Raw genomic sequence first — 23942 nt, 5'->3', positions numbered from 1 at the left:
TTGCGGCTCCGTCGAGTTACGCCCCGAAGTGGCTGTGTTCCTTCGGCGCGAACCAGGGGTAGATGGAGGGGAGCACGAGGGTGGTCAGGAGAGTCGAGGTGAACAGGCCGCCGATGACGACGGTCGCCAGCGGTCGCTGGATCTCGGCGCCGGGGGTGGTGGCGAGGGCCATCGGGATGAAGCCCAGGCCGGCGACCAGGGCCGTCATCAGGATCGGGCGGAGGCGGACGATGGACGCCTCCCGCGCGGCGTCGTGGGACTCGTGGCCGTCGTGTCGCAGGTGTTCCACGGCGCTGACCCAGACCAGGCCGTTGAGCACGGCCACGCCGAACAGCGCGATGAAGCCGACGGCCGCCGAGATCGAGAACGGCAGCCCCCGCGCGGCCAGCGCGAACACGCCGCCGGTCGCCGCGGTCGGCACGGCGGTGAAGATCAGGAGCGACAGCCGCATCGACTTGAACGAGCTGTAGAGGAGCAGGAACAACAACACCAGCGCGACCGACGCGACGACCAGGAGCCGCTTCTCGGCCGATTCCAGGTGCTCGAACTGCCCGCCCCAGCGGAGGATGTAACCGGCGGGAAGGTCCACCTGCTCCGCGATCGCCCGCTCGGCCTCGTGGACGAACCCCGCCATGTCGCGGCCCCGGACGTTCACGCCGACGTAGGCCCGGCGTTCGATGTTCTCGCGCTCGACCTCGCTGGGGCCCTCCTCCATGGTGATGTCGGTCAGGTCCTTGAGCGGGATCGGACGGCCCAGGGAGTCGATCACCCGGATCGAGCCGATCTTCTCGGCGTCGTCGCGCCACGAGAGCGGCAGGCGGATCTGCAAGGGGCGGCGGATCTGGCCCTCGAACACCGTGCCGACGGTCGTCCCGCCCAGGGCCGAGACGATGTCGAGCACGTCCGACGCCTTGATGCCGTAGCGGGCGAGCTGATCGCGGCGGACGGCGATCTTCAGGAGCGGCAGCCGCCCCGCCGAGGGGACCTTCACGTCGTGCGCGCCGGGGATCCGGGAAAGGACGCGCTCGATCTCGGCCGCCTTGCGGCGGAGGACGTCGAGGTCGGGGCCGTAGATCAGGGCGGCGACGTCGCTCTTGACGCCCGCCACCAGCTCGTTGACCCGCATCTCGATCGGCTGGCTGAAGCCGAACTTCACGCCGGGGACGTTCTCGGAGAGGGCCGCGTCCATCTCCTCGATGAGGCGGTCTCGCGTCATCCCCTCGCGCCACTCCTCGCGGGGTTTGAGCATGGTCCAGACGTCGGTCTGGTGGACGCCCATCACGTCGTTGGCGATCTCGGGCCGGCCCGTCTTGCAGAAGACCGTCCGCACCTCGGGGAATTCCTTGAGGAGGTTCTCGATCTGGGTGGAGATCGTCACGGCCCGCTCCAGCGGCGCCGAGGGGATCTGCACGGCTTCGACCAGGAGATCGCCCTCGTTGAGCTTGGGCATGAATTCGGCCCCGAGGTTGGCGCCGATCGGCAGACTCACGCCGATCAGCGCGAGGGCCGTCCCCATGGCCAGGAACGGCCGCGCGATGAAGACGTCGAGGATCGGCACGTAGAATCGCTTGATCCCGCGGATCAGCCAGAGCTCCTTCTCCCTCGGCTTCGAGCTGAGCCCCAGCGAGGCCATCACCGGCATGAAGGTCAATGAGAGGATCAGCGAGCCCGCCAGCGCGAAGATCACGGTCAGGGCCATCGGTCGGAACAGCTTCCCCTCCTGCCCCTGGAGCGCCAGGATCGGCAGATAGACGATGGCGATGATCAGCTCGCCGTACATGGTCGGCTTGCGGACCTCCACGGCGGCGTCGAGGATGATCTCCTGCTTGGGCCTCGTCCCCCCCTCGTGGGAGAGCCGGCGCACGCAGTTCTCGACCATGATGACCGAGCTGTCGACGATCAGGCCGAAGTCGATCGCGCCCAGGCTCATCAGGCTGGCCGAGACGCCGGTCATGTACATCACGTCGGCCGCGAACAGCATCGAGAGCGGGATCGCCAGGGCCACGATCAGGCCGCCCCGGAGGTTCCCCAGCATCACCAGCAGGACGACGATGACCAGCACGCCCCCCGCGGTCAGGTTGTGCAGGACGGTGTCCAGCGTGTCGCTGATCAGGTGGGTGCGGTCGTAGAGGGCCTCGATCGTCACCCCCTCGGGGAGCGAATTCTGGAGCTCGGCGATCTCGGCCTTCACGTCCTCGACCACGCGGCGTCCGTTCTGGCCGATGAGCATCATGACCAGGCCGACGACGACCTCGCCCTCACCGTCGCGGGTGGCCACCCCGGAGCGGATCATGGCCGCGGGGTGGACCGAAGCCACGCTGCCGATGGTGACCGGCACGCCGTCGCGCTCGTCGACCACGATCGCCGCGATGTCCTCCGACGACCGGGCCTGGCTCACGCCCCGGATGTAGCGGGCCTCCCCCTCGTGGACGAGGTAGCCGCCGCCGACGTTGGCGTTGTTGTCGCGGAGGGCCTGGAAGAGGTCGGTGATCGAGAGCTTGTACGGGCCCAGCTTGTCCGGGTCGACCTCGACCTGATAGGTCTTCAGCTCGCCGCCGTGGGCGTTGATCTCGGTGACGCCGGGCACCTTGCGGAGCTGATAGGCGACGAACCAATCGAGGATCGACCGCAGCTCCATCGCCGTGATCCCGGACCCGGCCGCGGCCTTCACCTGGAACTGGAAGACCTCCCCCAGCGCGGTGGCGATCGGCCCCAGGGTCGGCTTGCCGTAGTTCGCGGGGATCGCCTCCGCGGCGCGGGGGATGCGCTCGCTGACGAGCTGCCGGGCTCGGAGGATGTCGGTCCCCTCGTGGAACACGATCGTCACGACCGAGATCCCGAACTTGGAGACCGATCGGATCTGCTCGACGTCCGGCAGGCCGCTCATGGCCGCCTCGACCGGGAACGACAGGAGCGACTCCACCTCCAGCGGCGATAGGGCCGGGGCCTCCGTGATGACCTGAACCTGGACGTTGGTCAGGTCGGGGACCGCGTCGATCGGCAGGTGAAGCGCCGCGAAGACGCCCATCCCCGCGACCAGGGCCGTGCCGGCCAGGACGAAGAAGCGGTTGTTGAGCGACCACTCGATGATGGCGTTGAGCATGGGCTTCCCATCGTGGGGACGGTTTTCGGGCGCGGGGGCCTGGAGGGGGAGGATGCGACGGGGGCGGCGGGTCAGTCTTCCTCGGGCTCGTTCTCGAGGATCAGCTCGCTCTTGAGGACGAAGGCGCCCTTGGCGACGACGGCGTCCCCCTCGCGAAGCCCCGACGCGACGACGACCCGGTCGCCGACTCGCCGGCCGACGTCGATGTTGCGGAGGGCGAACGACGGGGCCTCGGTCGGGCCGCCGCCGGGCTGGAAGACGGCCGTGCGGCCCTCGATCTCGACGATCGCGGCCGACGGGATCGTCAACGCGGGCTCGGCGGCCGGGCCGTCGAAGAGGATCCGCGTGAACATCCCCGGTCGGAGCAGTCCATCCGGGTTCTCGGTCCGCGCCAGGAGCGGGACCGTCCGCGTCGTCGGGTCGAGCATCGCGCCGACGGAGAGGAGTTCGGCCTCGAAGATCCGATCGGGAAACGCGGTGGCGGTGAGCCGGACGGTCCCCCCCTTGATCGTGGGGATCTTGGCGAGGTCGGATTCGGGGATGTTGGCCGTGACCCAGACGTTGCTCAGGTCGGCCAGGACGAACAGCATGTCGATGGGATCGGCCCGCTGGCTGGGGACGGCCGACTTGGTGATGATCGTGCCGTCGAAGGGCGCGACGATGCGATAGGCCGTCACGTCCTCGTCCCTCGCGGCGTCCTGGGCCCGGTCGGCGTGGTCCAGGAGCTCCTGGATGTCCTCGTCGACGCCCAGGATGCGCAGCCGCTGGCCGGCGTCGACGACCGCCGACTCGGCCAGCTTGAGGGCCTGGTCGGCGAGCCGTCGCTGCTGTTCGGCGTCGAACCGGGCCTGCTCGATCGTGGAGTAGAGCTTGGCCTGGAGGCCCTGCCGCGTGTGCCGGGCGACGATGGCCGGATGCTCGCCGATGACGTTCTGGCTGCGGAGGTTGAGGGTCTTCTCCTCCTCATGGGTGGCGATGTCGAACTCGGAGTAGGTCTGGAGGAGGAGGCCGCGGAACGAGCCCAGGGGCTTGTCGGCGAATTGCTTCTCCAGCACCCCGGGGTCGACCCCCTTGGAGATCTCCGGGATCAGCCGAGCGACGGTCCCGGCGATGTCCTCCTTCCACGCGGCCTCGACCCTCGCCGTGAGCAGCTCGCGCTGGCGGGCTCGGAGGTTGAGCCGCGCGGTGCCGACGTCGGGACTGTCCAGCGTGACCAGCGGATCGCCCTTCTTGACCTTCCGGCCGAGCAGGACGTGAACCTCGCGGACGATGCCCGCGGCCCGCGAGCGAATCTCGACCCGACGGTCCGCGTTGACCTCGATCCGACCGGCCACGCCCAGTTCGGTCGGCAGCTGCTCGACGCCCACCTTGGCGACGGTGATACCGGCCGCCTCGACCTTCGACGGCGACAGGTGGACCGTCGGCGGGCCGTCCGCTCGCCCGGGCGAGGCGACGTCGGCGGCCCGAGTTGCTTCCACGGCCGCGGCCGAAGCCGCGCCGATCCGGGTGAGATGGCCGGGTAGGTCCATCGTCAGGTGGAGCGCCAGCACGATGAGCAGGACGCCCGAGGCGATCCACGGCGCCAGCGTCCACCAGGAACTTCGGTGCGTCGGCTGACGCTGAGACAGAGCGATCGACATCATTACGACTCCGCGCGAAATCGCCGAAGGGGCCTCATCCATATCCCGTCGAGAGCAGGCGCACGGGACCGAGCGAACGGTCCCCCACGCAGGATGGCAGGCGGCGGGGCGGCGCGGCGGCCTTCGTCGTACGATCAACCCAGGGCGGATTCGTCCGAGGGCCGTGGGGCGGCCGGGACGGACGAGAGCTTCCCCAGGTCGGGTCTGGACGACGAACGCGCAGGCGTCCCCGACGAGCCTGGAGGCTTCAGCAATTCCAGCGCACGAGTCGCGACTGGAGCGTCGCGGACGCAGGCTCATCCGACGCGATCGCGCAGGGCGCCGATCGCGCGAGGGGGAGGGGTGCAAGGCCTATCCATGCGGCCTCGCCGGGCGCGAAGCCTAGACTCGCGGCGAGGTCGTCACGGACGTCGTCCCGTCCGCGACTGTCGCGCGTGAAGATGGGGCCGACGGTCAGGTCCGGTTGCGGGGCGTCGACCTCGTGCGCATGCAGCGCGGGGAACATCCGCGCATCCTGGTCGAGGAGCGAAGGATCGAGCGACTTCGGCGGGAGCCAGTGCCAGTGCAGCACGGCCACGCCTTCGCCGTCCTCCGCCTGGGGATGCCATTTCAGCAGATGGTCGTGCTGAAGGCAGACTTCGCCGGCGCCGTGATGATGCCGGATGATGTGGAAGTCCGCCTGGGGGAGCGGAACCTGGAGCAGGCCGGGGATCAGCAGGATGAGCCCGAGCGCCCGAGCGACCAAGTTGTTCGGCCGATTCCAGCGCCTCACGCTCGTTCCCCACCCCCCGTTTCAGGCCGCATCCCCAAATCCACGTCTAGCCGTTATTATGGAGGCTCCCGATTCCCCGGTCAAGTCGACGAGCCGAGGCTCGACGGCGCGTCGTCCCTCCCCTCGCCCCCTCGCCGAGTTCGAATGCAATGTCCCACGATCCCAGCCCCGCCACGCCCCCGCGTTCCCTGCTGGTCACCGACTTCGACGGCACCCTGACCCGCGAAGACTTCTACCAACTCGCGATCAAGCAGCTCCTCCCCGCCGACCTCCCGGACTACTGGGGGGAGTACCGGGCCGGACGCCTGACCCACTTCCAGGCGCTCCAGGCTTATTTCTCCCACATCCGGGACGACGAGCGGGCGATCCTGAACGTCGTGGACCAGATGCACCTGGAGCCCCGACTCGCCGAATGCCTGCGCGAGCTGGATCGGGCCGGATGGGACGTGGTCGTGACCTCGGCCGGCTGCGCCTGGTACATCGACATCCTGCTCGGCAAGGCGGGAGTCGACATCCCGGTCTACTCCAACCCGGGGCGGTTCGAGCCGGGCCGGGGGCTGATGATGGAGCCCCCGCCGCCGGGACCGTTCTTCTGCAACGAGTTGGGGGTCGACAAGGCGGGCGTCGTCCGGCACGGGCTCGGCGAGGGACGCCGAGTCGCTTTCGCCGGCGACGGCTTCCCGGACCAGGAGGCGGCCAAGCTCGTCCCCGAATCCCTTCGATTCGCCCGCGGCGACCTGGCGAGGACGCTCACGGAACAGGGGCTCGGGTTCGTCCCTTACGAACGCTGGTCGGAGGTCGCCGAAAGACTCTGCGGAGCGACGCCCGCGGTGGCGAAAGGAGGATGACCTTGAAAACGCAGATCGCGATCCCCTCGCTGGTCCGGGTCAAGTCCGGGGCGCTGGACCGCCTCGGGCTCTATCTGAAGCGAAACGCCCACTCCCGCGCGATGGTGCTCGTCAGCCGGGGGATGGTCCCGGCCTACGTCGATCGGGTGCGGGAATCGTTCGCGGCGGAGGGCGTCGCCTGCGACGACTGGATCGAGGTCGACGACGCCTCGTTCGAGCGGGCGGCCGAGCTGTTCGCGGGCGTCCGCAAGGAGATCAAGGCCGTCGTCGGACTCGGGGGAGGGAAGGCCCTGGACGTCGCCAAGTACGTCGCCTTCCTGGCCCGGCTCCCCTACTACGCCACGCCGACCTCGCTCTCGAACGACGGGTTTTGCAGCCCCCAATCGAGCCTGACCGTCCAGGGTCGGCGCAAGTCGCTGGCCGCGGCGCTGCCGTTCGCGGTGGTGGTCGACCTGGAGGTCTGCAAGGACGCCCCCAGGTCCCTCTGGCTCTCGGGCATCGGCGACCTGGCCTCGAAGATCACCGCCATCCACGACTGGAAGCTGGCGTTCCACGCCGTCGGCGAGCCGGTCGACGACTTCGCCGCCCTGCTCTCCGACGCCACGGTCTACCAGTTCCTGGGACAACCCTCGTTCGACATCCAGGGCGCGCAGTTGCTGAGCACGTCTCTGATGTTCAACGGCGTCGCCATGGAGATCTGCGGCTCGTCGCGACCGGCCAGCGGCAGCGAGCATCTGATCTCCCACGCCCTCGACGCCATCGCCGAGCGGCCGCGCCTCCACGGCCTCCAGGTCGGAGTCGCCACCTACCTCATGAGCCTCCTCCAGCGAAATCAGAGCGAGCGCATCGACCGCCTGTTCGACCAAACCGGCTTCTGGGACCAGATCCGGGACGATCCCTTCTCCCGAGACGAATGGTCCCGCGCCATCCGGCTCGCCCCTTCGATCAAGGAGGATTTTTACACCGTCCTTTCTCAAGAAGGGGCCGTCGATCGGGCGATCTCACTCCTGGATGAGGACGAACGTCTGAAGCCCTGCTTCATCGGCGCGTTCGCGCGCCGAGAATCGACCGACCACCGAGATTGACAGATCGCGCAAGATAGGCAAACTATCCCGTCGTTCGACCGGGATGGAACGGCCTTGCCGGACGGGAAGTCCGGCGTGAATGCCAGGGATGGCCATGAACCACACGTTGCGAATCGTCGCCGCGAGCGCGTTGGCGCTCATCCTGAACATCCACCCCGACGCGATCGCCGGGGAGCCGAATTCGCGGCCGACCAGGGGGAAGGCCGAGGAGTCGCCGCCGCCCCACGGCCGCGTGGCTCGACATGAGATGGGCACCGGACCCCGCTCTTACCTGCTCTATGAGCCCGCCGACCCCAAGCCCGAGCGCGCGCCGGTGGTGGTGTTCCTCCACGGCTGGTTCTCGGTGAATCCCGCCATCTATGGCGCCTGGATCGATCATCTGGTCCGCAACGGCTCGACGGTCGTCTTCCCTCGCTATCAAAACAACGTGGGAACCCTCCCCCGCGACTTCCTCCCCAACGCCCTGCACGCGGTGCGGGACGCCCTCGTGGTCCTCGAAGGAGGTCGCGGGCACGTCCGGCCCGAGCCGGGCAAGTTCGCGCTCATCGGCCATTCGGCCGGCGGGAACCTCGCGGCGCAGCTGGCGGCCCTCTCGGCCAACCCTCGCCACGGGCTCCCCGAGGTGAAGGCGACCCTGGCGTTCTTCCCGGGCGAGGTCCTCCCCACCCGCGAGCCGTTGCTCTCCGAGATCCCCGCCTCCACGCTCCTCGTCGTCGCGGTGGGAGAGGAGGACGTCCTCGTCGGCGACCTGCGAGGCCGTCAGATCTTCGCCCAGGCCACGTCGGTCCCGCGCTCGCGGAAGCGATACCTGCTGTTCCGGTCGGATCGCCACGGCTTCCCTCCGCTGATCGCCGAGCACACCGCCCCTTCCGGGGCCAATCCGAAGCTCGACAACGGCGAGGGGATCCTCCGCAACCTCCAGTTGAGCATGGGAGAGGTCAACGCGCTGGACCGCGCCGGGTTCTGGCGGGTCGCCGACCAGACCCTCGAGGCCGCTTACGCCGGACGGACCCTCGACGAGGCCGCCGCCGACTCCGAGGCGTTCACGAACCTGGGCTACTGGAGCGACGGCCGCAAGGTCCTCCCGCCCCTCATGGCCGACCACCTCGACGCCGTCCCCCGCGTCATCCTGTCCAACGGAATCCGCCTCATCCCCTGGGAATGGCCGGTCAAGGCCACCGATCCCCCCCGCTCCCAGGAGGGCGAAACGGCCCAGCTCAAGTGACCCGGCCGACCCCCGTTTCCGAGCCGCCGCGACCCTGAGATACGGCCCTGCGCCCCCTATCCTCCCTGGTCCCACCGCCCCTTCGTCCGATCGAATCCGAGCCGTCGACAAACTGATTTCGACGCCGTTTCGAGCCGATACGAAAAGTGGTCGCCAACCCAGGTCAGGAGGTCGCCGGGGCCATGTCGCGCATGATCAAATCCCACGCCGAACGACACGTCGAACCCCTCTCGATCTCGCCCGAGCCCAGGCTCTCGCCCGAGACCGAGACCGAGACCGACCAGTCGACTTCGACCCTGGATCAGGTCGAGGCCCTTCGCCGACAGGTCACGGCGCTGCAACGGATCAGCAGCCTGGGGATCCTCGCCGGCGGCGTCTTCCACGAGCTGAACAACGCCCTGACCCCGATCCTCAACTACGCCAAGCTCGGCCTCCGCAACCCCGACCCCGATTACCGCGAGCGGGCGCTGAAGCGGATCCTCGAAGGCGCCCAGCGCGCCACGACGATCACCGGCAGCATGCTCGGACTCTCCCGGCCGGGACGCGACCCGAATCATCGCGAGCCGGTCGACCTCGGCCGGTTGGTCGAGGACGTCCTCCGACTGGTCGGCAAGGATCTGACCCGCAACCGGGCTCGGCTCGACCTCCAGATCGCCAGTCGTCCCTTCGCCAGGGTCAACGCGATCCAGATCCAGCAGGTCCTGATCAACCTGCTGATCAACGCCCGCCAGGCCATGCCCGAAGGGGGCGTCCTGCGGCTCCGCCTGGCGGTCGACCCCTCCGGCCGGATGGTCGAGCTGAGCGTCGCCGATCAGGGGGTGGGGATCGCCCCCGAGCACCTCAGGAGCATCTTCGAGCCCTTCTTCTCCACGAAGACCGGCCCCGACGCCGCCGGCCTGGGCGGGACGGGCCTCGGGCTCGCCGTCTGCCGGGACATCGTCGAGGCCCACCACGGCCGGATCCGGGCCGAGAGCCGAAGGGGCCAGGGCTCCACCTTCACCCTGCTCCTCCCCGCTTGCCCCCCCCCCTCCGATCTCGACGCCTCGACCCAGGCCGGCGCCGCCTGACCCCCCCCGATCGGATCGGATCGGGCCGGGCGACGGATCAGCGGGCGGAGGGCCTCGCGAAGTCGTCCTTGTCGACGATCCGGGGACAGTCGGGGAGCGAGTTGAGGAAGGTCTTGCCGTACGGCTTGGTCAGGACGCGGGGATCGAGGATCGCCACGATGCCCCGGTCGGTCCGGGTGCGGATCAGGCGGCCGAACCCCTGCTTCAGCTTGATGACGGCCTCCGGGATCTGGTACTCGACGAACGGGTTCCCGCCCCGGCGGCGGATGTCCTCCAGCCGGGCCTCCAGCAGCGGGTGGGTGGGGACCGAGAACGGCAGCCGGACGATGATGACGTTCGAGAGGCTCTCGCCCGGCACGTCGACCCCCTGCCAGAAGCTGTCCGCCCCGAAGATGACGCTGTTCACGTCGCTCTTGAACGCCTCCACCATCTTCGATCGAGGCAGGCCGTCGCTCTGGGCGAACAGGGCGATGTTCCGCTCGGCCAGCCAGGGCGTCAGCGCCCGCGCCGCGGCCTCCAGCATCTTGTACGAGGTGAACAGGACGAACGCCTTCCCCTGGGTCCGTTCCAGGTAGTGCGCGATCGCGCCGATCACGTCGCGCTCGAAGTCCTGGGGCTGCGAGGACGGGTCGGGGAGGTTCCGCGCCAGGTGGATCTTGACCTGGTTCGGGTAGTCGAACGGGCTCCCCAGCGCCAGGGTCTCGGCCCGCGTCAGCCCGAGCCGGGCCTTGAGGAACTCGAACTTCGGCGGCGAGCCCACGCAGAGCGTCGCCGAGGTCAGGATGCAGGTCGGCGTCTGCTCGAACAGGGTCCGCCGCAGCGTCGGCCCGACGTCCAGCGGGGCGGACGCCAGCCGCACCCGGCGGCGGGGGCCGGCCTCGGACTCGACCCAGTACACCTGCTGCTCGATCCCCTGCTTGACCCAGCTCTGGACCTGGTCCGCCAGGGCGTCGCAGCGTTCGCCGGCGGCGGACAGCTCGATGTGATGCTCGGCCGACTCGATCGTCTCGGCACCCCGGTCGATGGCCGTCGACAGCTTGCGAAGCTCCTCCACCAGCGCCGTCGAAACCTCCAGGGGATTCCGCACCCGCGCCGTGGGGGTCGACTGCCTCCCATGCCACTGGGCCACGGACTCGAAGAAGTCGTCGGCCGCCGTCCGGGCCTGTCGGACCTGGGCGACGGCGTCCGACAGGCCGTAAAACGCCAGCGACCCCTTCTTGGTCCGCTCGTTGTAGAGCCGAGAGAGCGTGTAATCGACGCCGACGTTCGAGACCTGAATCCCCAGGTGCTCCCCCGCCACCGCCTCCAGCGTGTGCGCCTCGTCGAAGATCGCCACGTCGTAATCCGGGAGCAGCCCATAGCCCGAGGCCCGCATCGCCAGGTCGCTGACGAACAGGGCGTGGTTGACGATCAGGATGTTGGCCGTCCAGATCCGCCGCCGGGCCTGGAAGTAGAAGCACTCCTTCTGGCGCGGGCACTGGCGGCCCAGGCAGTTCCCGTTCTCGCTCTGCACGGCGTCCCAGACCGAGGGGAGCGGCTTGAAATCCAGGTCCGACCGCGTCCCGTCCGGCGTCTGGCCCGCCCAGACCCGCATCTCGGCGAGCTGGTCGAACTCCTCGGGCCGGTGGAAAGTCGACCCCGCGCGCGACGCCGCCACGTCCATCCGTCGCAGGCTGATGTAATTCCCCCGCCCCTTGACCAGGACGGCCGAGAACTCCTGGGGCATGACCGAGCGCAGGAACGGGATGTCCTTGCGGAGCAACTGCTCCTGGAGCGCGATCGTGTGGGTCGAGACGACGACCTTCTTCTTCATCTCGACCGCCGCGAGGATCGCCGGCACGAGGTAGGCGAAGCTCTTGCCGACCCCCGTCCCGGCCTCGACCATCAGGTGGCCCCCCCCCTCGATGGCGCGCGCGACGGCGTCGGCCATGCGAAGCTGCTCGTCTCGCACTTCATAGCGGGAGAGCCGGCGGGCGACCGCGCCATCGGGCCCGAGGATCGAGGCGGGGTCCAATGGCATGCGTCGCGTCGTCCGTGGTAGGGGGTGGAGCGGCCCGACGGGCGCCGGCTCGGTCAAGGCTCAATTGCGCCCGAGCATTCCCTGGGTCGGGCTCGATGCGGTGGCGTACAGCTTCCTGGGGATCCGCCCGGCCCCGGCGGCGAGCCGACCGGCCTCGACGGCCAGCCGCATGGCGTGGGCCATCCGCAGCGGGTCGGTCGCGCCGGCGATGCCGGTGTTCAGCAGCACGCCGTCGCAGCCCAGTTCCATCGCCAACGCGACGTCGCTGGCCGTCCCCACGCCGGCGTCGATGATCACCGGGTACGACGGGTCGTCGGCCTTCAGGTCTTCCAGGATGATCCGGATGTTGTTGGGGTTGAGGACCCCCTGGCCGCTGCCGATCGGGCTCCCCGCCGGCATGACCGCCGCCGCCCCGGCCTCCTTGAGCCGACGGGCCATGATCGGGTCGTCGCTGGTGTAACAGAGGACCTGGAACCCTTCGGCCACGAGCACCTTCGTCGATTCGAGGGTCGCGACCGGGTCGGGGAGGAGCGTCCGGGGGTCGGCCAGGACCTCCAGCTTCACCCAGTCGGCCCCGGGGTTGCCCAGGCCCTGGAGCAGCTCGCGGCCCAGGCGGGCGGTGCGGAGCGAATCCTCGGCGTTGTAGCAGCCCGCCGTGTTCGGGAGGATCGTGAACCGGGCCGGGTCGACGAAGTCCAGCAGGTTGCGGCCCTCGCGGTCGAACAGCCGCTCGCGACGGACGGCCACCGTGACCACGTCGGCCCCGCTAGCCTCCAGGCACTCGCGCATCAGTTCCAGGGTCGTGTACTTGCCGGTCCCCACGAACAGACGGCTTCGCACGGTGTGCGATCCGATGGTCAGGGGGGCCGGGGCCGGCGAGCCCTCATCCGGCGCTCCGCCGCCGACCAGGGTGACGATCTCGATCTCGTCGCCCGGGTCGATCTCAGTCTCCTCGTGCCGCGAACGGGTCACGAGGTCGCGATTCCGCTCGACCGCGACGTGTTCGGGCTTCAGTTCCAGCAGGCCGAGCAGTCGGGCGACCGTCAAGGCGTCCGGCACGTCGCGCTTCTGACCGTTGAGCGTGATCTCCACGATCGATTCCACCGCCTGGCGACCCGCCTTCCCGCCGATGAAACCCTGAGAATTCCGGCTCTCAAGCCTCCCGCGCGCCAGCGGTTCGCTCCCTAATATGGTGTCCTGAAAACGCCCGGCCCGCCGGGGACTCCCGGCCTCGGTCCCGGACCGCCCCATCGTATCGGCGAACTCGTTCGAGGGTCAAGCGTTCACGCCCTCCCCCGCTTCCCCCCGGCGCCGATTTCTCCGAGCGGTCCGCTCCCCGATCGCGCATCAGGCCGCATCCTCAAGTTACGGGACGCTCCGCGCCCCTCGCTCCTTGGCAATCCGGATTCGGTGGTCGTCGCCCTCCACCGTCACCCCTGCCGCGGCCCAGCACGGAACGAGGTTCCACGCCGCATCGCCATTGATTTCCGCCGAACGAACCCAATCGCGATCCGCCGGATTGCGATCACAAAACTCAATCTGTTAGTATCTTACGACGATTGGCTTGGTTCATGAGCCAGGACGAACGAAGCCAATTTCGAAGCCGTTCAGTCGGATCAGCGGCCACGGGTCGGACGGGTGCCGCCGGTGCCCAAACATCCCTACGTTTCGCGCCGATCGAACCCAATCCTCGCAGCCCAAAACCGATCTTAAAGAATTTTCCCAATTGAAGTTATGACGCAATCACCTGGATTCGCCTCGCCGAAATCGAAGCCAATTTCGGGTTCGCTCCGTCGCCGGCGGGTCGGGGGGCGTGCTGCGACGGGGTGACGACCGGGCCGGGCCGAGCCGGCCTGGGAAAGTTTTCGGGCGTGGCGGATCTGACGGCCGGGAGGTTATGCTGTGGGTAATCGTCGGCAGCGGCCGGACGACGGCCCGGTCACGAATCCTGGAGATCGGTGGGGAACGCCGTGGGCGCGATCATCGTACTGGCCGAGGACGAGCCCGACCTCCGGGCCCTGTACGCCGAATACCTGCGACGTTGCGGCTACGTCGTCTGGGAGGCGGCCGACGGCGCGGAGGCGACCTCGATGGTGAGGACGCACCATCCCGACCTGCTGCTGCTCGACCACTGGATGCCGGTCCTCAACGGCCTGGAGGTCCTGGAGCAGATCCGGGACGCCCGGGAGGCCATCGGCCTGAAAGTCGTCATGCTGACCCACCAGCGCGACGCCGACACCCGCCTCGAAGGCTTCGCCCTGGGTGTCGCCGCCTACTGGACGAAGGACCTCTCGCTGGCCGACCTGGGGTCGAAGGTCCAGACCCTCCTGGATTCGGCCTCCACCTAGCCGCTCGCCTCGGCCCCCTCGACGCCGGTCCAAGGCGGCTCCCGGCCCTGGAAGAGTCGAACTCGACCTCATTCGGATCCGCCATGCTCGACGCCTACCAGGACGCCCTCGGCTATCTCTTCAGTCGGCTCGACTACGAGCGCGAGGGGATGCCCAAGACGCTCGCCGACCTCCGACTGGGCCGCATGCGCCGGCTCCTTAAGCGGCTGGGCGACCCCCATCGCGGGCTTCGGATCGTCCACGTCGCGGGGACCAAGGGGAAGGGGTCGACGGCCGCCATGATGGCCGCCGCGCTCACGGCCTCGGGCGTCCGCACCGGCCTCTACATCTCGCCCCATCTGGAGCGGCTGGAGGAGCGCTACCAGGTCGACGGTCGGGCGATCGCCACCGACGAGCTGGTCGCGCTGGTCCACGAGGTCCGCGAGGCGGTCGAGGCGATGGAGGCCGACGAGTCGGGCTCGCGGCGGTTCGGAGCGACGTTCTTCGAGATCACCACGGCGATGGCCCTGCTGCATTTCGCCCGCCGTCGAGCCGGGGCCGTCGTGCTGGAGGTCGGCATGGGGGGGCGGCTGGATTCGACCAACGTGGTCCGTCCCCTGGTCGCGATGGTGACCAGCATCGCCCTGGACCACACCCGGCAGCTCGGCGACACCCTGGGGGCGATCGCGATCGAGAAGGCGGGCATCATCAAGCGGGCGACCCCCGCCGTGAGCGGCGTCCAGGAGGCCGAATCCCGCGACGCGATCCGACGGGTCGCGAAGGCCCGCCGCGCCCCGCTCCGCGAGATCGAGGTCGACTTCCATTGCGAGGCGATCGGGCCCGTCCCGCCGATCGACCGGCCGACCCCCGGCCGCGCGGCCGTGCGGACCTGGCGCAACGACTGGGGCGTGCTCGACGTGCCGCTCCTCGGCCCCCACCAGGCCCACAACATGGCCGTGGCGATCGCCGGGCTCGACGCCCTGGCCGACGCCGACCCGAGCCTGGCCGTCGACCGCGAGGCCGTCGCCCGGGGGTTCGCGGGGCTCGCCTGGCCGGCGCGGGTGGAGGTGATGGAGTCGTCCCCCTGGCTCGTCGTCGACGGCGCCCACAACGAGGCGTCGGCGATCGCCCTGGCCGAGACGCTCCGGGCCCACTTCCCCCCCTGCCCGCGCACCCTGGTGTTCGGCACCACCCGCGACAAGGACCTGGGGGGTCAGCTCCGGGCCTTGCTGCCGCTTTTCACGAACCGGATCGCCACCCGATACGTCCACAATCCGAGGGCCGTCCCGGCCGAGGAGGTCGCGGCGACGGCCGAGGCGATCGACGGCCTCCCCATGATCGTGGCCCAGGATCCCGCCGAGGCCCTGGCCGCCGCCCGCGGCCTGACCGGCCCCGACGGCCTGATCTGCGTGACCGGCTCGCTGTTCCTCGCCGCCGAGGCGAGGGCCGTCGTCCTGGGCCGCGCGCCGGCCCCCGTCATCGGCCCGACCGCGAGATGACCACGACCGATCGGACGGCCGATCGACGGCCTGCGAAAGCCTGGAGGAACGGAAACGATGACTGAGGGATTCTGGCTGAGGATCGGCGCCGTCTGGGGCTTCCTGGCGGTCGCGACGGGGGCCTTCGGCGCCCACGGCCTCAAGGAGCGGCTGGAGGCGACGGGCCAGCTCGCCAACTTCCAGACCGGGGCCCAGTATCACATGTACATGGCCCTCGCCCTGGTCACCGTGGGGCTGCTCCAGCTCTCCGGCCGGTCGGGGCCCGCCCTGTCGGTCGCGGGCTGGGCCTTCCTGGTCGGCTCGATGATCTTCTCGGGCACGCTGTACGCCCTGGGCGTCTCGGGGCAGCGGTGGCTCGGGGCGATCACGCCCATCGGCGGCGTCCTGATCCTCGTCGGCTGGGCGGCCCTGGCCGTCGCGGCCGGTCCGGCCGGCGCGCGCCCCGCCCCCGTCCAGGTCTCGTCCGACCGCGAGCCCGTCGCGTCCGCGTCCATCAACTCATCTCGATGAAAGGCGATTCAAATCCGGCCATGAGCAGCTACATGATATCCGTCACCGCGGCCGACCGAGTCGGCATCGTCTACTCGGTGACGGGGGCCTTGCTCGACCTCGGCGGCAACGTCCTGGAGCTGAGCCAGACGGTCATGCGGGGATACTTCACCATCATCCTCGAGGCGGATTTCCCCACGCCCCGCACCCGCGAGCAGATCGTCGAGGCGATCCACGAGCGGGGCAAGCGGTTCGACCTGCAAGTCCAGGTCACCGAGATCAAGGACGGCCTCGCCGAGCCCCAGGCGGCGGGCGGCGAGCGGTTCATCCTCACGGTTCTGGGCGACGACAGCCCGGGGATCGTCCACAGCATCGCCGGCTCGCTGGCGGCCCACGGGGCGAACATCGTCGACCTCCACGCGCGGGTCGACGGCCCCCGGTTCTCGCTGGTGATGGAGGCCCTGATCCCCCACGACCTGACGCCGGCCGCGATCCGGTCGGAGCTGGAGCGCTACGGCCGCGCCCACAAGCTGGAGGCCTTCGTCCAGCACGAGGACATCTTCGCCGCCACCACCGAGCCCAGCCCCGTCCGCCTCGCCGCCGCGCTTCGCAGCCAAGGAGACTCCCTTGCATCGCACTGAAGACGTCCTGGCCACGCTCAGCATGATCCGCCAGCATAAGCTGGACGTGCGGACGGTGACGATGGGCATCGACCTGGCCCCCTGCGCCTCGCCCGACGTCGCGGTCCTGTGCGACCGCATCCGGGCCCGCCTGATCCACTACGCCGGTCGGCTCCGGGTCGTCTGCCGCGAGGTGGAGGCCCGCTACGGCATCCCGATCGTGAACCGTCGGATCGCCGTCAGCCCGATCGGCCGGGTCGCCGCCGGCCAGAAGTCCGAGGGCCTCCTGGCCGTGGCCCGGACGCTCGACGCCGTGGCGGCCGAGGTCGAGGTGGACCTCGTCGGCGGCTTCACCGCGCTGGTGCAGAAGGGCTGGACCGACAGCGAGCGCCGGCTGATCGCCGCGCTCCCGGAGGTCCTCTCGACGACCCAGCGGGTCTGCTCGTCGGTGAACGTCGGGACCACGGCGGCCGGGATCAACATGGACGCGATCGCCGCATTGGGGCACGTCCTGAAGGAGACCGCCGAGCGGACCCGGGACCACGACGGCTTCGGCTGCGCCAAGCTCGTGATCTTCGGCAACGCCCCCAACGACAACCCCTTCATGGCCGGCGCCTTCCACGGCGCGGGCGAGACCGACTGCGTGATCAACATCGGCGTGAGCGGGCCGGGGGTGGTCAAGGCGGCCGTCGAGGACCTCGTCGCGCATTCGCCCGTCAAGCCGACCCTGGGCGACATCGCCGAGGAGATCAAGAGCACGGCCTTCCGGGTGACCCGGGTGGGCGAGCTGATCGGCCGCGAGGTCGCCGCCCGGCTGGGCGTCGCCTTCGGCATCGTCGACCTCTCGCTGGCCCCGACGCCCCAGATCGGCGACAGCGTCGGCGAGATCCTCCAGGCGATGGGCGTGTCGCGGCTGGGCGGGCCGGGCTCGACCGCCGCCCTGGCCTTGCTGAACGACGCGGTGAAGAAAGGCGGGAGCTTCGCCAGCTCCAGCGTCGGCGGGCTCTCCGGCGCGTTCGTGGCCGTCAGCGAGGATTCCGCCCTCGCCCGCGCCGTGGAGGTCGGCGACCTGACCCTCGCGAAGCTCGAGGCGATGACGGCCGTCTGCTCCGTCGGCCTGGACATGATCGCCGTCCCCGGCGACACCGACGCCGAGACCCTCTCGGCCCTGATCGCCGACGAGGTCGCCATCGGCGTGATCAACCACAAGACGACGGCCGTCCGGGTGATCCCGGTCCCGGGCAAGAAGGCCGGCGACCGGGCCGTGTTCGGCGGCCTCTTCGGCGAGATGGACATCCTCCCCATCCACGCCGCCGGCGGCTCCGCCGAGTTCGTCCGCCACGGCGGACGCATCCCCGCGCCGCTGTCCAGCCTCCGCAACTGACGCCCGACGTGCGGACGCGGCGGCCCCGCCCGGCGTCGCGTCCGCCGTCCGCCGACTTCCCCTTGGCAAGCGGCCCCACTCGGGCTAGACTCCCGGCCGATCAACCTCGGGCTGGACGAACAGCCCGGCACGGACGCCGGATCGCATCGCATCAAGGAGGAAGGATGTCATGGTGACGCCGACGCGCATCGCTCGCGGCCTGGGCGTACTCGGAGTGATCGGCTTCATGGCGCTCGCGACGACCTCGTCGATCGCGACCTCCGACCTGCAGGACGACCCCCTCGCGCCGGGGCTCCCCGAGGCCCCGCCATCGCCGCCCTCGAGGACCCGCTCCCGGCGCCGGCCCCGCCGCCGACCCCCGAGCCGAAGCCTCAGGACCCGCCCGCCCTGCCCGACGCCGCGCCGGCCCCCACCGAGCCCGAGCCCCTCAAGGAACTTCCCCCCGCGCCCGACGAGCCCTCGCTCAAGATCGGCCTCCCGCCGGACCCGACGCCCGCGCCCGCACCTTCCCCGGCCCCCGCCCTGGTTGATGAGCCGGCCTCCAATCCGCTCCCCCCCGCCCGCGACCTGGCCCCCGCCTCGACCGTGCTGGACGAGCCGGCCGCGAGGCCCCGCGCCTCGATCGACGACCCGGACGCGCGGGCTCGGTCGTTCGTGGAGCGGAACCGCAAGGAAGCCGAGGAGCAGCTCAAGGTCCTTCGCGAGGAATCGGCGCAGCTCAAGGCCCGCCTGGGACGCATCGAGGCGGGCATCCGCCGCTGGGAGGCGCTCGCCGACGCGCTGAACCGGAGCGAGGACAAGGCCGCGGTTCGGACGCCGAACGAGGCCGATCCCAACGCCCGGCCTCGCGCCCGCGGCGACATCCAGTACATCGTGCCGGGCCGGTCGGCCCCGGTCATCATCCAGTCGCAGCCGGTCACGCGGTCGGATTACGTCCCCGCCCCCCTGCCCCGCTGACGAGCCGAAGTCCCTCGAATCAAGCGGCCCGGGCTTCCGCGAGGAGGCTCCGGGTCGCCTCGTGCGCGGGGGCCTCGAACACCTGGGCCGGCGGCCCGGACTCGACCACGCGGCCCTCGCCGAAGACGTGGACCACGCTCGCGACCTTGCGGGCGAACCCCATCGCGTGGGTCACCACGATCATCGTCAGGCCGTCCCGGGCCAGGTCGGTCATGACGGCGAGCACCTCGCCCGTCATCCGGGGGTCCAGGGCGCTCGTGGGCTCGTCGAACAGCATCACCTGGGGCTCCATCGCCAGCGCCCGGGCGATCGCCACCCGCTGCTGCTGGCCCCCCGACAGCTCCCTCGGCCGGGCGTCCAGACGATCCCCCAGGCCGACGCGGTCCAGGAGCTTCCGCGCCCGCTCCGCCGCCTCGTCGCGGCGAAGGCCCAACACGTGGATCGGCGCCTCGATCACGTTCTGCAGCACGTTTTGATGGGCGAACAGGTTGAAGGACTGGAAGACCATCCCCACCCGGCGGCAGACCCGACGCGCCTGCCGCGCGTGCTCGGCCGGAGTCTGGCCGGCGTTCAGCTCCAGGTCGTCGATGTCCACCCGCCCCCCCTGGAATCGCTCCAGGCCGTTGAGGCAGCGCAGGAACGTGCTCTTGCCGCTCCCGGACGGGCCGATGAGGCACGCCACCTCCCCCTTCGCCACGCCGAGGTCCACGCCGCGCAGCACCTCGACCGCGCCATGCCGCTTGACCAGTCCCGCAACCTCGATCATGCGATCCCCCCCTTCACGCCTTCGGCGCCCAGACGCCGCTCGGACCATCGCGAGAACCAGGAAAGCGGCAAGCTCATCGCCAGGTAGATCGCGGCCGTCGCCGCCGCGAACTCGACCACGCCGCCCGTGCTGTTGGCCAGGATCGAATACTGCTTCGTCAACTCGACGAGGGTGATCACCGAGCAGACGGAGGTGTCCTTGAACAGGGCGATGAAGTCGTTGGAGACCGGCGGGATCACGATCCGGACCGCCTGCGGGATCACCACCCGCCGCAGCGCCGTCCACCGCGACATCCCCAGCGCCATCGCCGCCTCCATCTGCCCGCGAGGGACCGCCTGGAGCCCGGCTCGGTAGATCTCGGCCTCGTACGCCGAATAGTTCAGGGCGAGCCCGGCGATCCCCGCCACCCACGGGGGGAGCTTCAGCACGAAGAACAGGACGTAAAGCTGGAGCATCAGCGGCGTGCCCCGGATCAGCTCGACGTAGGCCGCCAGCAGGCCCCGGAGCCAGCCCGGCCCGTACATCCGCCCGAGCGCCACCGCCAGGCCGATCATCATGGCCAGCGGCATCGACCCGAACGACAGGAACAGGGTCACCCTGGCCGCGTCGAGGAGTCGGCCCCGATACCTCGCCAGCAGCTCCCACCCCCTCGCCGAGAACTGGCCCGAGGCGGGTTCGAGCGGTCCCGCGAAATCGGCCAGCTCCCCCTGGAGGTCGTTCCAGATCCCGTATTTCTCGAAGATCCGGCGCAGCTCGCCGGAGGCGGCCAATCGGCCGACCCCCTGGTCCAGGGCGTCGCGCAGGGCGACGTCGGACTTCCGGGTGTAGAGGACGTAGTAACCGTGCGAAACGGGGGGGCCGAGGGCTTCAAGGCCGGGGAAGCGGTCCTTGTAGAAGAGCGCCGCGGGCACGTCCTGAAGGGTGAAGTCGTACTGGCCGTTCTGGGTCGCGAGCATGGCGTCGGTGGCGCCGTCGAACCGGACGACCTCGATCGCGTCGCCGGCCTGCTCCTCCGCGAAGACGTCGGCCGCGGAACCGACCAGGACCCCCACCCGCCATCGCCGACCCTCGGGGGCGGACTTCGACCGCAACTCGCCCCACGAGCGGATCGGGCTCCCTCGGGGTCCCATGAGCTGGAGTTGATAGATGTAGTAGGGCCGGGTCGCCAGGTAGTCTCGCGAGCGGACGTCGGTCCATTCATAACCGTTGACCACGACGTCGAACCGGCCGGCGTCGAGGACGGAGAGGAGCTTGTCCCAGGGCCCTTGCGAGAACTCGGCCGTCGCGCCCAGGTCGCGGGCCAGCAGCTCCATCATCTCGACTTCGAAGCCCGCGACCGATCGAGGCGAGGCGGGGTCGGGGAAGGCGTAGGGACCGCCCCCTTCCATGTCGCTGCCGTAGCGCAGGACCTTGCGCGCGCGAACCTCGCCGAGCGCGTCGGCTCGGGCGGACGATTCGAAGGCGGACGGGAGGGCGATCGTGAGCAGGCTCACGACCAGGAGAGACGCCGCGCGGGAGCGGCGGGAGGGCCGCCGGGGCGTCGGGGGGGATGTTCGATCAGGGTCGGGGTCTTCGGAGGCATCGGATTCCGATGCGCCTGGCTCTTCTTCCATCAAGGGATCCTTTCCGGACCGAGGGACCTCCGCGAACGTCTCACGACGGGCCTCGACGAGCGCAGACGGCCGATGAAAATTCTGACACAAGGATCCGAGAATGGGAACCCTGGAGTCCACTCATTCCGAAGCGGGGGCGCTCGTCTCCTCGGTCGGACGATGCGGCGGGGGCGAGCCGCCGTGGACGCGCGGCGATCGGCGCCCGGAGCGGACGGGCGGACGAGCCGTCGGGTCGGGCATGAGCCGCGTGAGCCGGCCGACGTAGAAGCGATGCCCCCGCCACTGGACGTGGCTGTTCAGGAGGGCGTCGAACCAGAGCGGCAGGAGCATCAGGTCCTTGATCGGGCTGTAGATCAGGTGGCGGAGCTTGGGGAACGAGCCGCCCAGCCATCGCGTCTGGATCGCGTCGCGAGCCATCCCCAGGCCGACCAGCCCCAGGAGACCGCCCCAGGCGAAGCCGGAATCGCCCGAGAAGGCCCAGACCAGCCCGATCGCCGCCAGGTTCGAAAGCGGCTCGACGGCGAAGACCGGCAGGGCCAGTCGCCGGCGGATCTTGTACCAGCGCGAGTGTCGATTGAGGAACCAGGTGAAGCCTCGGCGACGGTTCACGTTCTCGATGACGTGGCGGCTCAGGCGGATCGAATACCCGGCCTTGCGGACGAGCATCCCGATCACCTGGTCCTCCGCCAGCAGGTTGCGCACCGCCGCGAATCCGCCGATCGCCTCCAGGACCGAGGCCCGGAGCATCATCGATTTGCCCACGACGCAGGTCACCCCCAGCATCGACGCCATCGCCATGCCGCCGGCGATGAAGCCGTTGAGCTGGAGGTTCTCCATCACCGCTCCGGCGTGGATCTCCCCCTTGCCGACGAACAGGTTCGTGACCAGCCCCACGCTCGGGTCGGCCAGGTGACAGGCCGTCTCGCGGAGGTAGGTGGGTTGGGCGCGGACGTTCGAGTCGCTGATGAGGAGGATGTCGTGACGGCGGAACGGCTCCATCGCCGCCAGGCTCTCGACCTTGGGATTGAGGCCGAACGGCGGGCAGCCGACCACCAGCCTCGCGTCCTGCTCCGGGTGCTCCTCCATCAGCTTGCGGACCACGGCCGCCGCGGGGTCGGCGGCGTCGGCCACGCAGAAGAGGAGCTGGTACGTCGGATAGTCGAGCGCGAAGAAGCTGGCGAGGTTCGCCTCAAGCTCCTCGTCGAGCCCCTTGAGGGGCTTGAAGATCGTGACCGGCGGGGTGTGGTCGGGGAGGTTCCGCGCCCGCCTCGTGACCCAGAGGAGGCAGCACGTCGACGCGAGGGTCGACGCCACGGCGACGGCGGCCACGAGCCCAAGCAGCAAGTCGGCGGTCTGGTAGGAGGTCATGCTCATCCCGAGCCCCGGCGACGGACGAATCCGGCCGTCGCCTTCCTGGAGAGGGAACACCCCCGGCGTCCCGAGGGGATCGCGCCGAGTATCCGGCGACGCGGAAACGGTCCGGTCGAAAATCGACGCCGTCGCCTCCGGGTTCATCATAGCGTCGGGGCCGATTTCCACCAATAAGGCTTGCGACGGTTCACGGGGCCTTGCGGCCGGTCTCGACGCCGGTCCTCGAAAAGCGGCCGACCTCCGGCCCTCCCGATGAAGCTCTCGGCGGGGACGTGGTAAACTTGGGGTTTCACGTCGAGGCGTTTTGTTCGAGGAAGGGAGACTTCGATGAGACGACACTTCAGGAAAGGTTCGACTTCGGGACCGGCCGGATTCCTGACGTTCCTGACGATCCTGGCGTGCGGCCTGGCCGCCCGGGCCCAGGAATCGGCCAAGGCCCCGGCCGACGATCCGACGGCCCGGCCTCGCGCGCGGATGGTGCAGCGGCACCTCGTCGAGCGTGGGATCAAGGACCCGCGCGTGCTGGACGCCTTCCGCACCGTCCCCCGCCACCGCTTCCTGCCGCCGGAGACCGACCGCCAGGCCTACGACGACGAGTCGATCCCGATCGGCGAGGGCCAGACGATCACCCCCCCCTACGACGTCGCCTTCATGACCGAGGTCCTCGACCCCAAGCCGACCGACAAGGTTTATGAGGTCGGCACCGGCTCCGGCTACCAGTCGGCGATCCTCTCGCGGCTCGTGAAGGACGTCTATTCGGTCGAGATCCACGCCCCGCTCGGCGAACGGGCCGCGAAGGTCCACAAGGAGCTGGGATACACCAACATCCACACGAAGGTCGGCGACGGCTACGAAGGCTGGCCCGACGCCGCCCCCTTCGACGCCATCATCGTGACCTGCGCCCCCCAGCGCATCCCCAAGCCGCTGATCGACCAACTCAAGGAAGGGGGACGGATGGTGATCCCCCTGGGCGACCGCTTCAACCAGATCGTGCACCTGGTGATCAAGCGGGACGGCAAGCTGATCGACAAGGAACTCAAGCCCACCCTGTTCGTCCCCATGACCGGACAGGCGCTCAAGGAGAAGGCCGAGCCGAAGCCCGGCGAGGCCGCGGCCCCCGCCCCGAAGGCCGACTGACGACCGCCCGGACGCCAGG

At 69.8% G+C, this 23942-nt stretch carries 19 protein-coding genes; 11 read left to right on the top strand and 8 right to left on the bottom strand.

Annotation, left to right across the window (positions count from 1 at the left end; translation table 11 throughout):
* Positions 1 to 16: 16 nt before the first annotated feature.
* The 3 genes from VT85_RS15420 to VT85_RS15410 all read right to left on the bottom strand — a co-directional run bounded on the left by VT85_RS15420 (position 17) and on the right by VT85_RS15410 (position 5515).
* On the bottom strand, positions 17 to 3103 hold the full coding sequence (locus VT85_RS15420; RefSeq protein ID WP_068416963.1) for an efflux RND transporter permease subunit: 3087 nt from the start codon (positions 3101 to 3103) through the stop codon (positions 17 to 19).
* A gap of 71 nt (positions 3104 to 3174) precedes the next feature.
* Positions 3175 to 4746: an efflux RND transporter periplasmic adaptor subunit gene (locus tag VT85_RS15415; protein WP_197490766.1), complete on the bottom strand. Its 1572-nt coding sequence runs from the start codon at positions 4744 to 4746 to the stop codon at positions 3175 to 3177.
* Between the two features lie 244 nt (positions 4747 to 4990).
* Positions 4991 to 5515, bottom strand: a complete 525-nt coding sequence (locus VT85_RS15410; protein WP_156512886.1) for a hypothetical protein — start codon at positions 5513 to 5515, stop codon at positions 4991 to 4993.
* A 149-nt stretch (positions 5516 to 5664) separates the two neighbouring features.
* Here VT85_RS15410 and VT85_RS15405 point away from each other — a divergent pair, with 149 nt between their 5' ends.
* The 4 genes from VT85_RS15405 to VT85_RS15390 all read left to right on the top strand — a co-directional run bounded on the left by VT85_RS15405 (position 5665) and on the right by VT85_RS15390 (position 9740).
* Positions 5665 to 6363: an HAD-IB family phosphatase gene (locus tag VT85_RS15405; RefSeq protein ID WP_068416957.1), complete on the top strand. Its 699-nt coding sequence runs from the start codon at positions 5665 to 5667 to the stop codon at positions 6361 to 6363.
* Positions 6360 to 7448, top strand: coding sequence for an iron-containing alcohol dehydrogenase family protein (locus VT85_RS15400; RefSeq protein ID WP_068416954.1), 1089 nt, complete (start codon positions 6360 to 6362; stop codon positions 7446 to 7448). Before VT85_RS15405 ends, VT85_RS15400 begins: the two co-directional genes overlap by 4 nt.
* A 94-nt stretch (positions 7449 to 7542) precedes the next feature.
* On the top strand, positions 7543 to 8673 hold the full coding sequence (locus VT85_RS15395) for a dienelactone hydrolase family protein (protein WP_197490765.1): 1131 nt from the start codon (positions 7543 to 7545) through the stop codon (positions 8671 to 8673).
* A gap of 182 nt (positions 8674 to 8855) precedes the next feature.
* Entirely contained in the window at positions 8856 to 9740 is an 885-nt protein-coding gene (locus tag VT85_RS15390; RefSeq protein ID WP_197490761.1) for a sensor histidine kinase, read from the top strand.
* Between the two features lie 37 nt (positions 9741 to 9777).
* Here the strand turns inward: VT85_RS15390 and VT85_RS15385 are convergent, their stop codons facing one another.
* Entirely contained in the window at positions 9778 to 11760 is a 1983-nt protein-coding gene (locus tag VT85_RS15385; protein WP_068416948.1) for an ATP-dependent DNA helicase, read from the bottom strand.
* 60 nt (positions 11761 to 11820) lie between these two features.
* Positions 11821 to 12855 carry a sulfur carrier protein ThiS gene (gene thiS / locus VT85_RS15380; protein WP_409999948.1) on the bottom strand — a complete coding sequence of 345 codons (1035 nt, stop codon included), beginning with the start codon at positions 12853 to 12855 and terminating at the stop codon, positions 11821 to 11823.
* A gap of 863 nt (positions 12856 to 13718) precedes the next feature.
* Between thiS and VT85_RS15375 the strand changes: the two genes are divergently transcribed.
* The 6 genes from VT85_RS15375 (at position 13719) to VT85_RS15350 (ending at position 19036) form a co-directional block, all read left to right on the top strand.
* Complete coding sequence (locus VT85_RS15375) at positions 13719 to 14108, top strand: response regulator transcription factor (RefSeq protein ID WP_197490759.1); 390 nt, start codon at positions 13719 to 13721, stop codon at positions 14106 to 14108.
* A gap of 83 nt (positions 14109 to 14191) precedes the next feature.
* A complete protein-coding gene (locus tag VT85_RS15370) occupies positions 14192 to 15586 on the top strand; it encodes a bifunctional folylpolyglutamate synthase/dihydrofolate synthase (RefSeq protein ID WP_068416945.1) in 1395 nt (464 codons plus the stop codon).
* Between the two features lie 57 nt (positions 15587 to 15643).
* Positions 15644 to 16096, top strand: a complete 453-nt coding sequence (locus tag VT85_RS15365; RefSeq protein ID WP_082858627.1) for a DUF423 domain-containing protein — start codon at positions 15644 to 15646, stop codon at positions 16094 to 16096.
* A gap of 20 nt (positions 16097 to 16116) precedes the next feature.
* On the top strand, positions 16117 to 16716 hold the full coding sequence (locus VT85_RS15360) for a glycine cleavage system protein R (RefSeq protein WP_197490751.1): 600 nt from the start codon (positions 16117 to 16119) through the stop codon (positions 16714 to 16716).
* Entirely contained in the window at positions 16703 to 18079 is a 1377-nt protein-coding gene (locus tag VT85_RS15355; RefSeq protein WP_068416938.1) for a PFL family protein, read from the top strand. The genes VT85_RS15360 and VT85_RS15355 overlap by 14 nt, the downstream gene beginning before the upstream one ends.
* 585 nt (positions 18080 to 18664) lie before the next feature.
* Positions 18665 to 19036, top strand: a complete 372-nt coding sequence (locus VT85_RS15350) for a hypothetical protein (RefSeq protein WP_068416935.1) — start codon at positions 18665 to 18667, stop codon at positions 19034 to 19036.
* Positions 19037 to 19055: 19 nt separating this feature from the next.
* Here VT85_RS15350 and VT85_RS15345 read toward each other — a convergent pair whose 3' ends face one another.
* From VT85_RS15345 to VT85_RS15335, 3 genes are all read right to left on the bottom strand, one after another.
* A complete protein-coding gene (locus VT85_RS15345) occupies positions 19056 to 19802 on the bottom strand; it encodes an amino acid ABC transporter ATP-binding protein (RefSeq protein ID WP_068416932.1) in 747 nt (248 codons plus the stop codon).
* Complete coding sequence (locus VT85_RS15340) at positions 19799 to 21295, bottom strand: ABC transporter substrate-binding protein/permease (protein ID WP_197490749.1); 1497 nt, start codon at positions 21293 to 21295, stop codon at positions 19799 to 19801. Before VT85_RS15340 ends, VT85_RS15345 begins: the two co-directional genes overlap by 4 nt.
* Positions 21296 to 21535: 240 nt before the next feature.
* A complete protein-coding gene (locus tag VT85_RS15335; RefSeq protein ID WP_197490747.1) occupies positions 21536 to 22843 on the bottom strand; it encodes a glycosyltransferase in 1308 nt (435 codons plus the stop codon).
* A gap of 270 nt (positions 22844 to 23113) precedes the next feature.
* Between VT85_RS15335 and VT85_RS15330 the strand changes: the two genes are divergently transcribed.
* Positions 23114 to 23923 (top strand): protein-L-isoaspartate(D-aspartate) O-methyltransferase, encoded by an 810-nt coding sequence (locus VT85_RS15330; RefSeq protein WP_082858626.1) that lies wholly within the window; start codon positions 23114 to 23116, stop codon positions 23921 to 23923.
* Positions 23924 to 23942: the final 19 nt, after the last annotated feature.

Origin of the sequence: Planctomyces sp. SH-PL62 (assembly GCF_001610895.1) — a bacterium.
Taxonomy (GTDB): Bacteria; Planctomycetota; Planctomycetia; order Isosphaerales; family Isosphaeraceae; genus Paludisphaera.
The sequence above is the reverse complement of the archived record's forward strand: the minus strand, read 5'-3'. Positions and strand labels throughout refer to the sequence as shown.

Coding starts and splice junctions, on each gene's coding strand:
- VT85_RS15420 (WP_068416963.1), bottom strand. CDS start 3,103: ATGCTCAACGCCATCATCGAGTGGTCGCTCAACAACCGCTTCTTCGTC.
- VT85_RS15415 (WP_197490766.1), bottom strand. CDS start 4,746: ATGATGTCGATCGCTCTGTCTCAGCGTCAGCCGACGCACCGAAGTTCC.
- VT85_RS15405 (WP_068416957.1), top strand. CDS start 5,665: ATGTCCCACGATCCCAGCCCCGCCACGCCCCCGCGTTCCCTGCTGGTC.
- VT85_RS15400 (WP_068416954.1), top strand. CDS start 6,360: ATGACCTTGAAAACGCAGATCGCGATCCCCTCGCTGGTCCGGGTCAAG.
- VT85_RS15395 (WP_197490765.1), top strand. CDS start 7,543: ATGAACCACACGTTGCGAATCGTCGCCGCGAGCGCGTTGGCGCTCATC.
- VT85_RS15390 (WP_197490761.1), top strand. CDS start 8,856: ATGTCGCGCATGATCAAATCCCACGCCGAACGACACGTCGAACCCCTC.
- VT85_RS15385 (WP_068416948.1), bottom strand. CDS start 11,760: ATGCCATTGGACCCCGCCTCGATCCTCGGGCCCGATGGCGCGGTCGCC.
- VT85_RS15370 (WP_068416945.1), top strand. CDS start 14,192: ATGCTCGACGCCTACCAGGACGCCCTCGGCTATCTCTTCAGTCGGCTC.
- VT85_RS15365 (WP_082858627.1), top strand. CDS start 15,644: ATGACTGAGGGATTCTGGCTGAGGATCGGCGCCGTCTGGGGCTTCCTG.
- VT85_RS15360 (WP_197490751.1), top strand. CDS start 16,117: ATGAGCAGCTACATGATATCCGTCACCGCGGCCGACCGAGTCGGCATC.
- VT85_RS15345 (WP_068416932.1), bottom strand. CDS start 19,802: ATGATCGAGGTTGCGGGACTGGTCAAGCGGCATGGCGCGGTCGAGGTG.
- VT85_RS15330 (WP_082858626.1), top strand. CDS start 23,114: ATGAGACGACACTTCAGGAAAGGTTCGACTTCGGGACCGGCCGGATTC.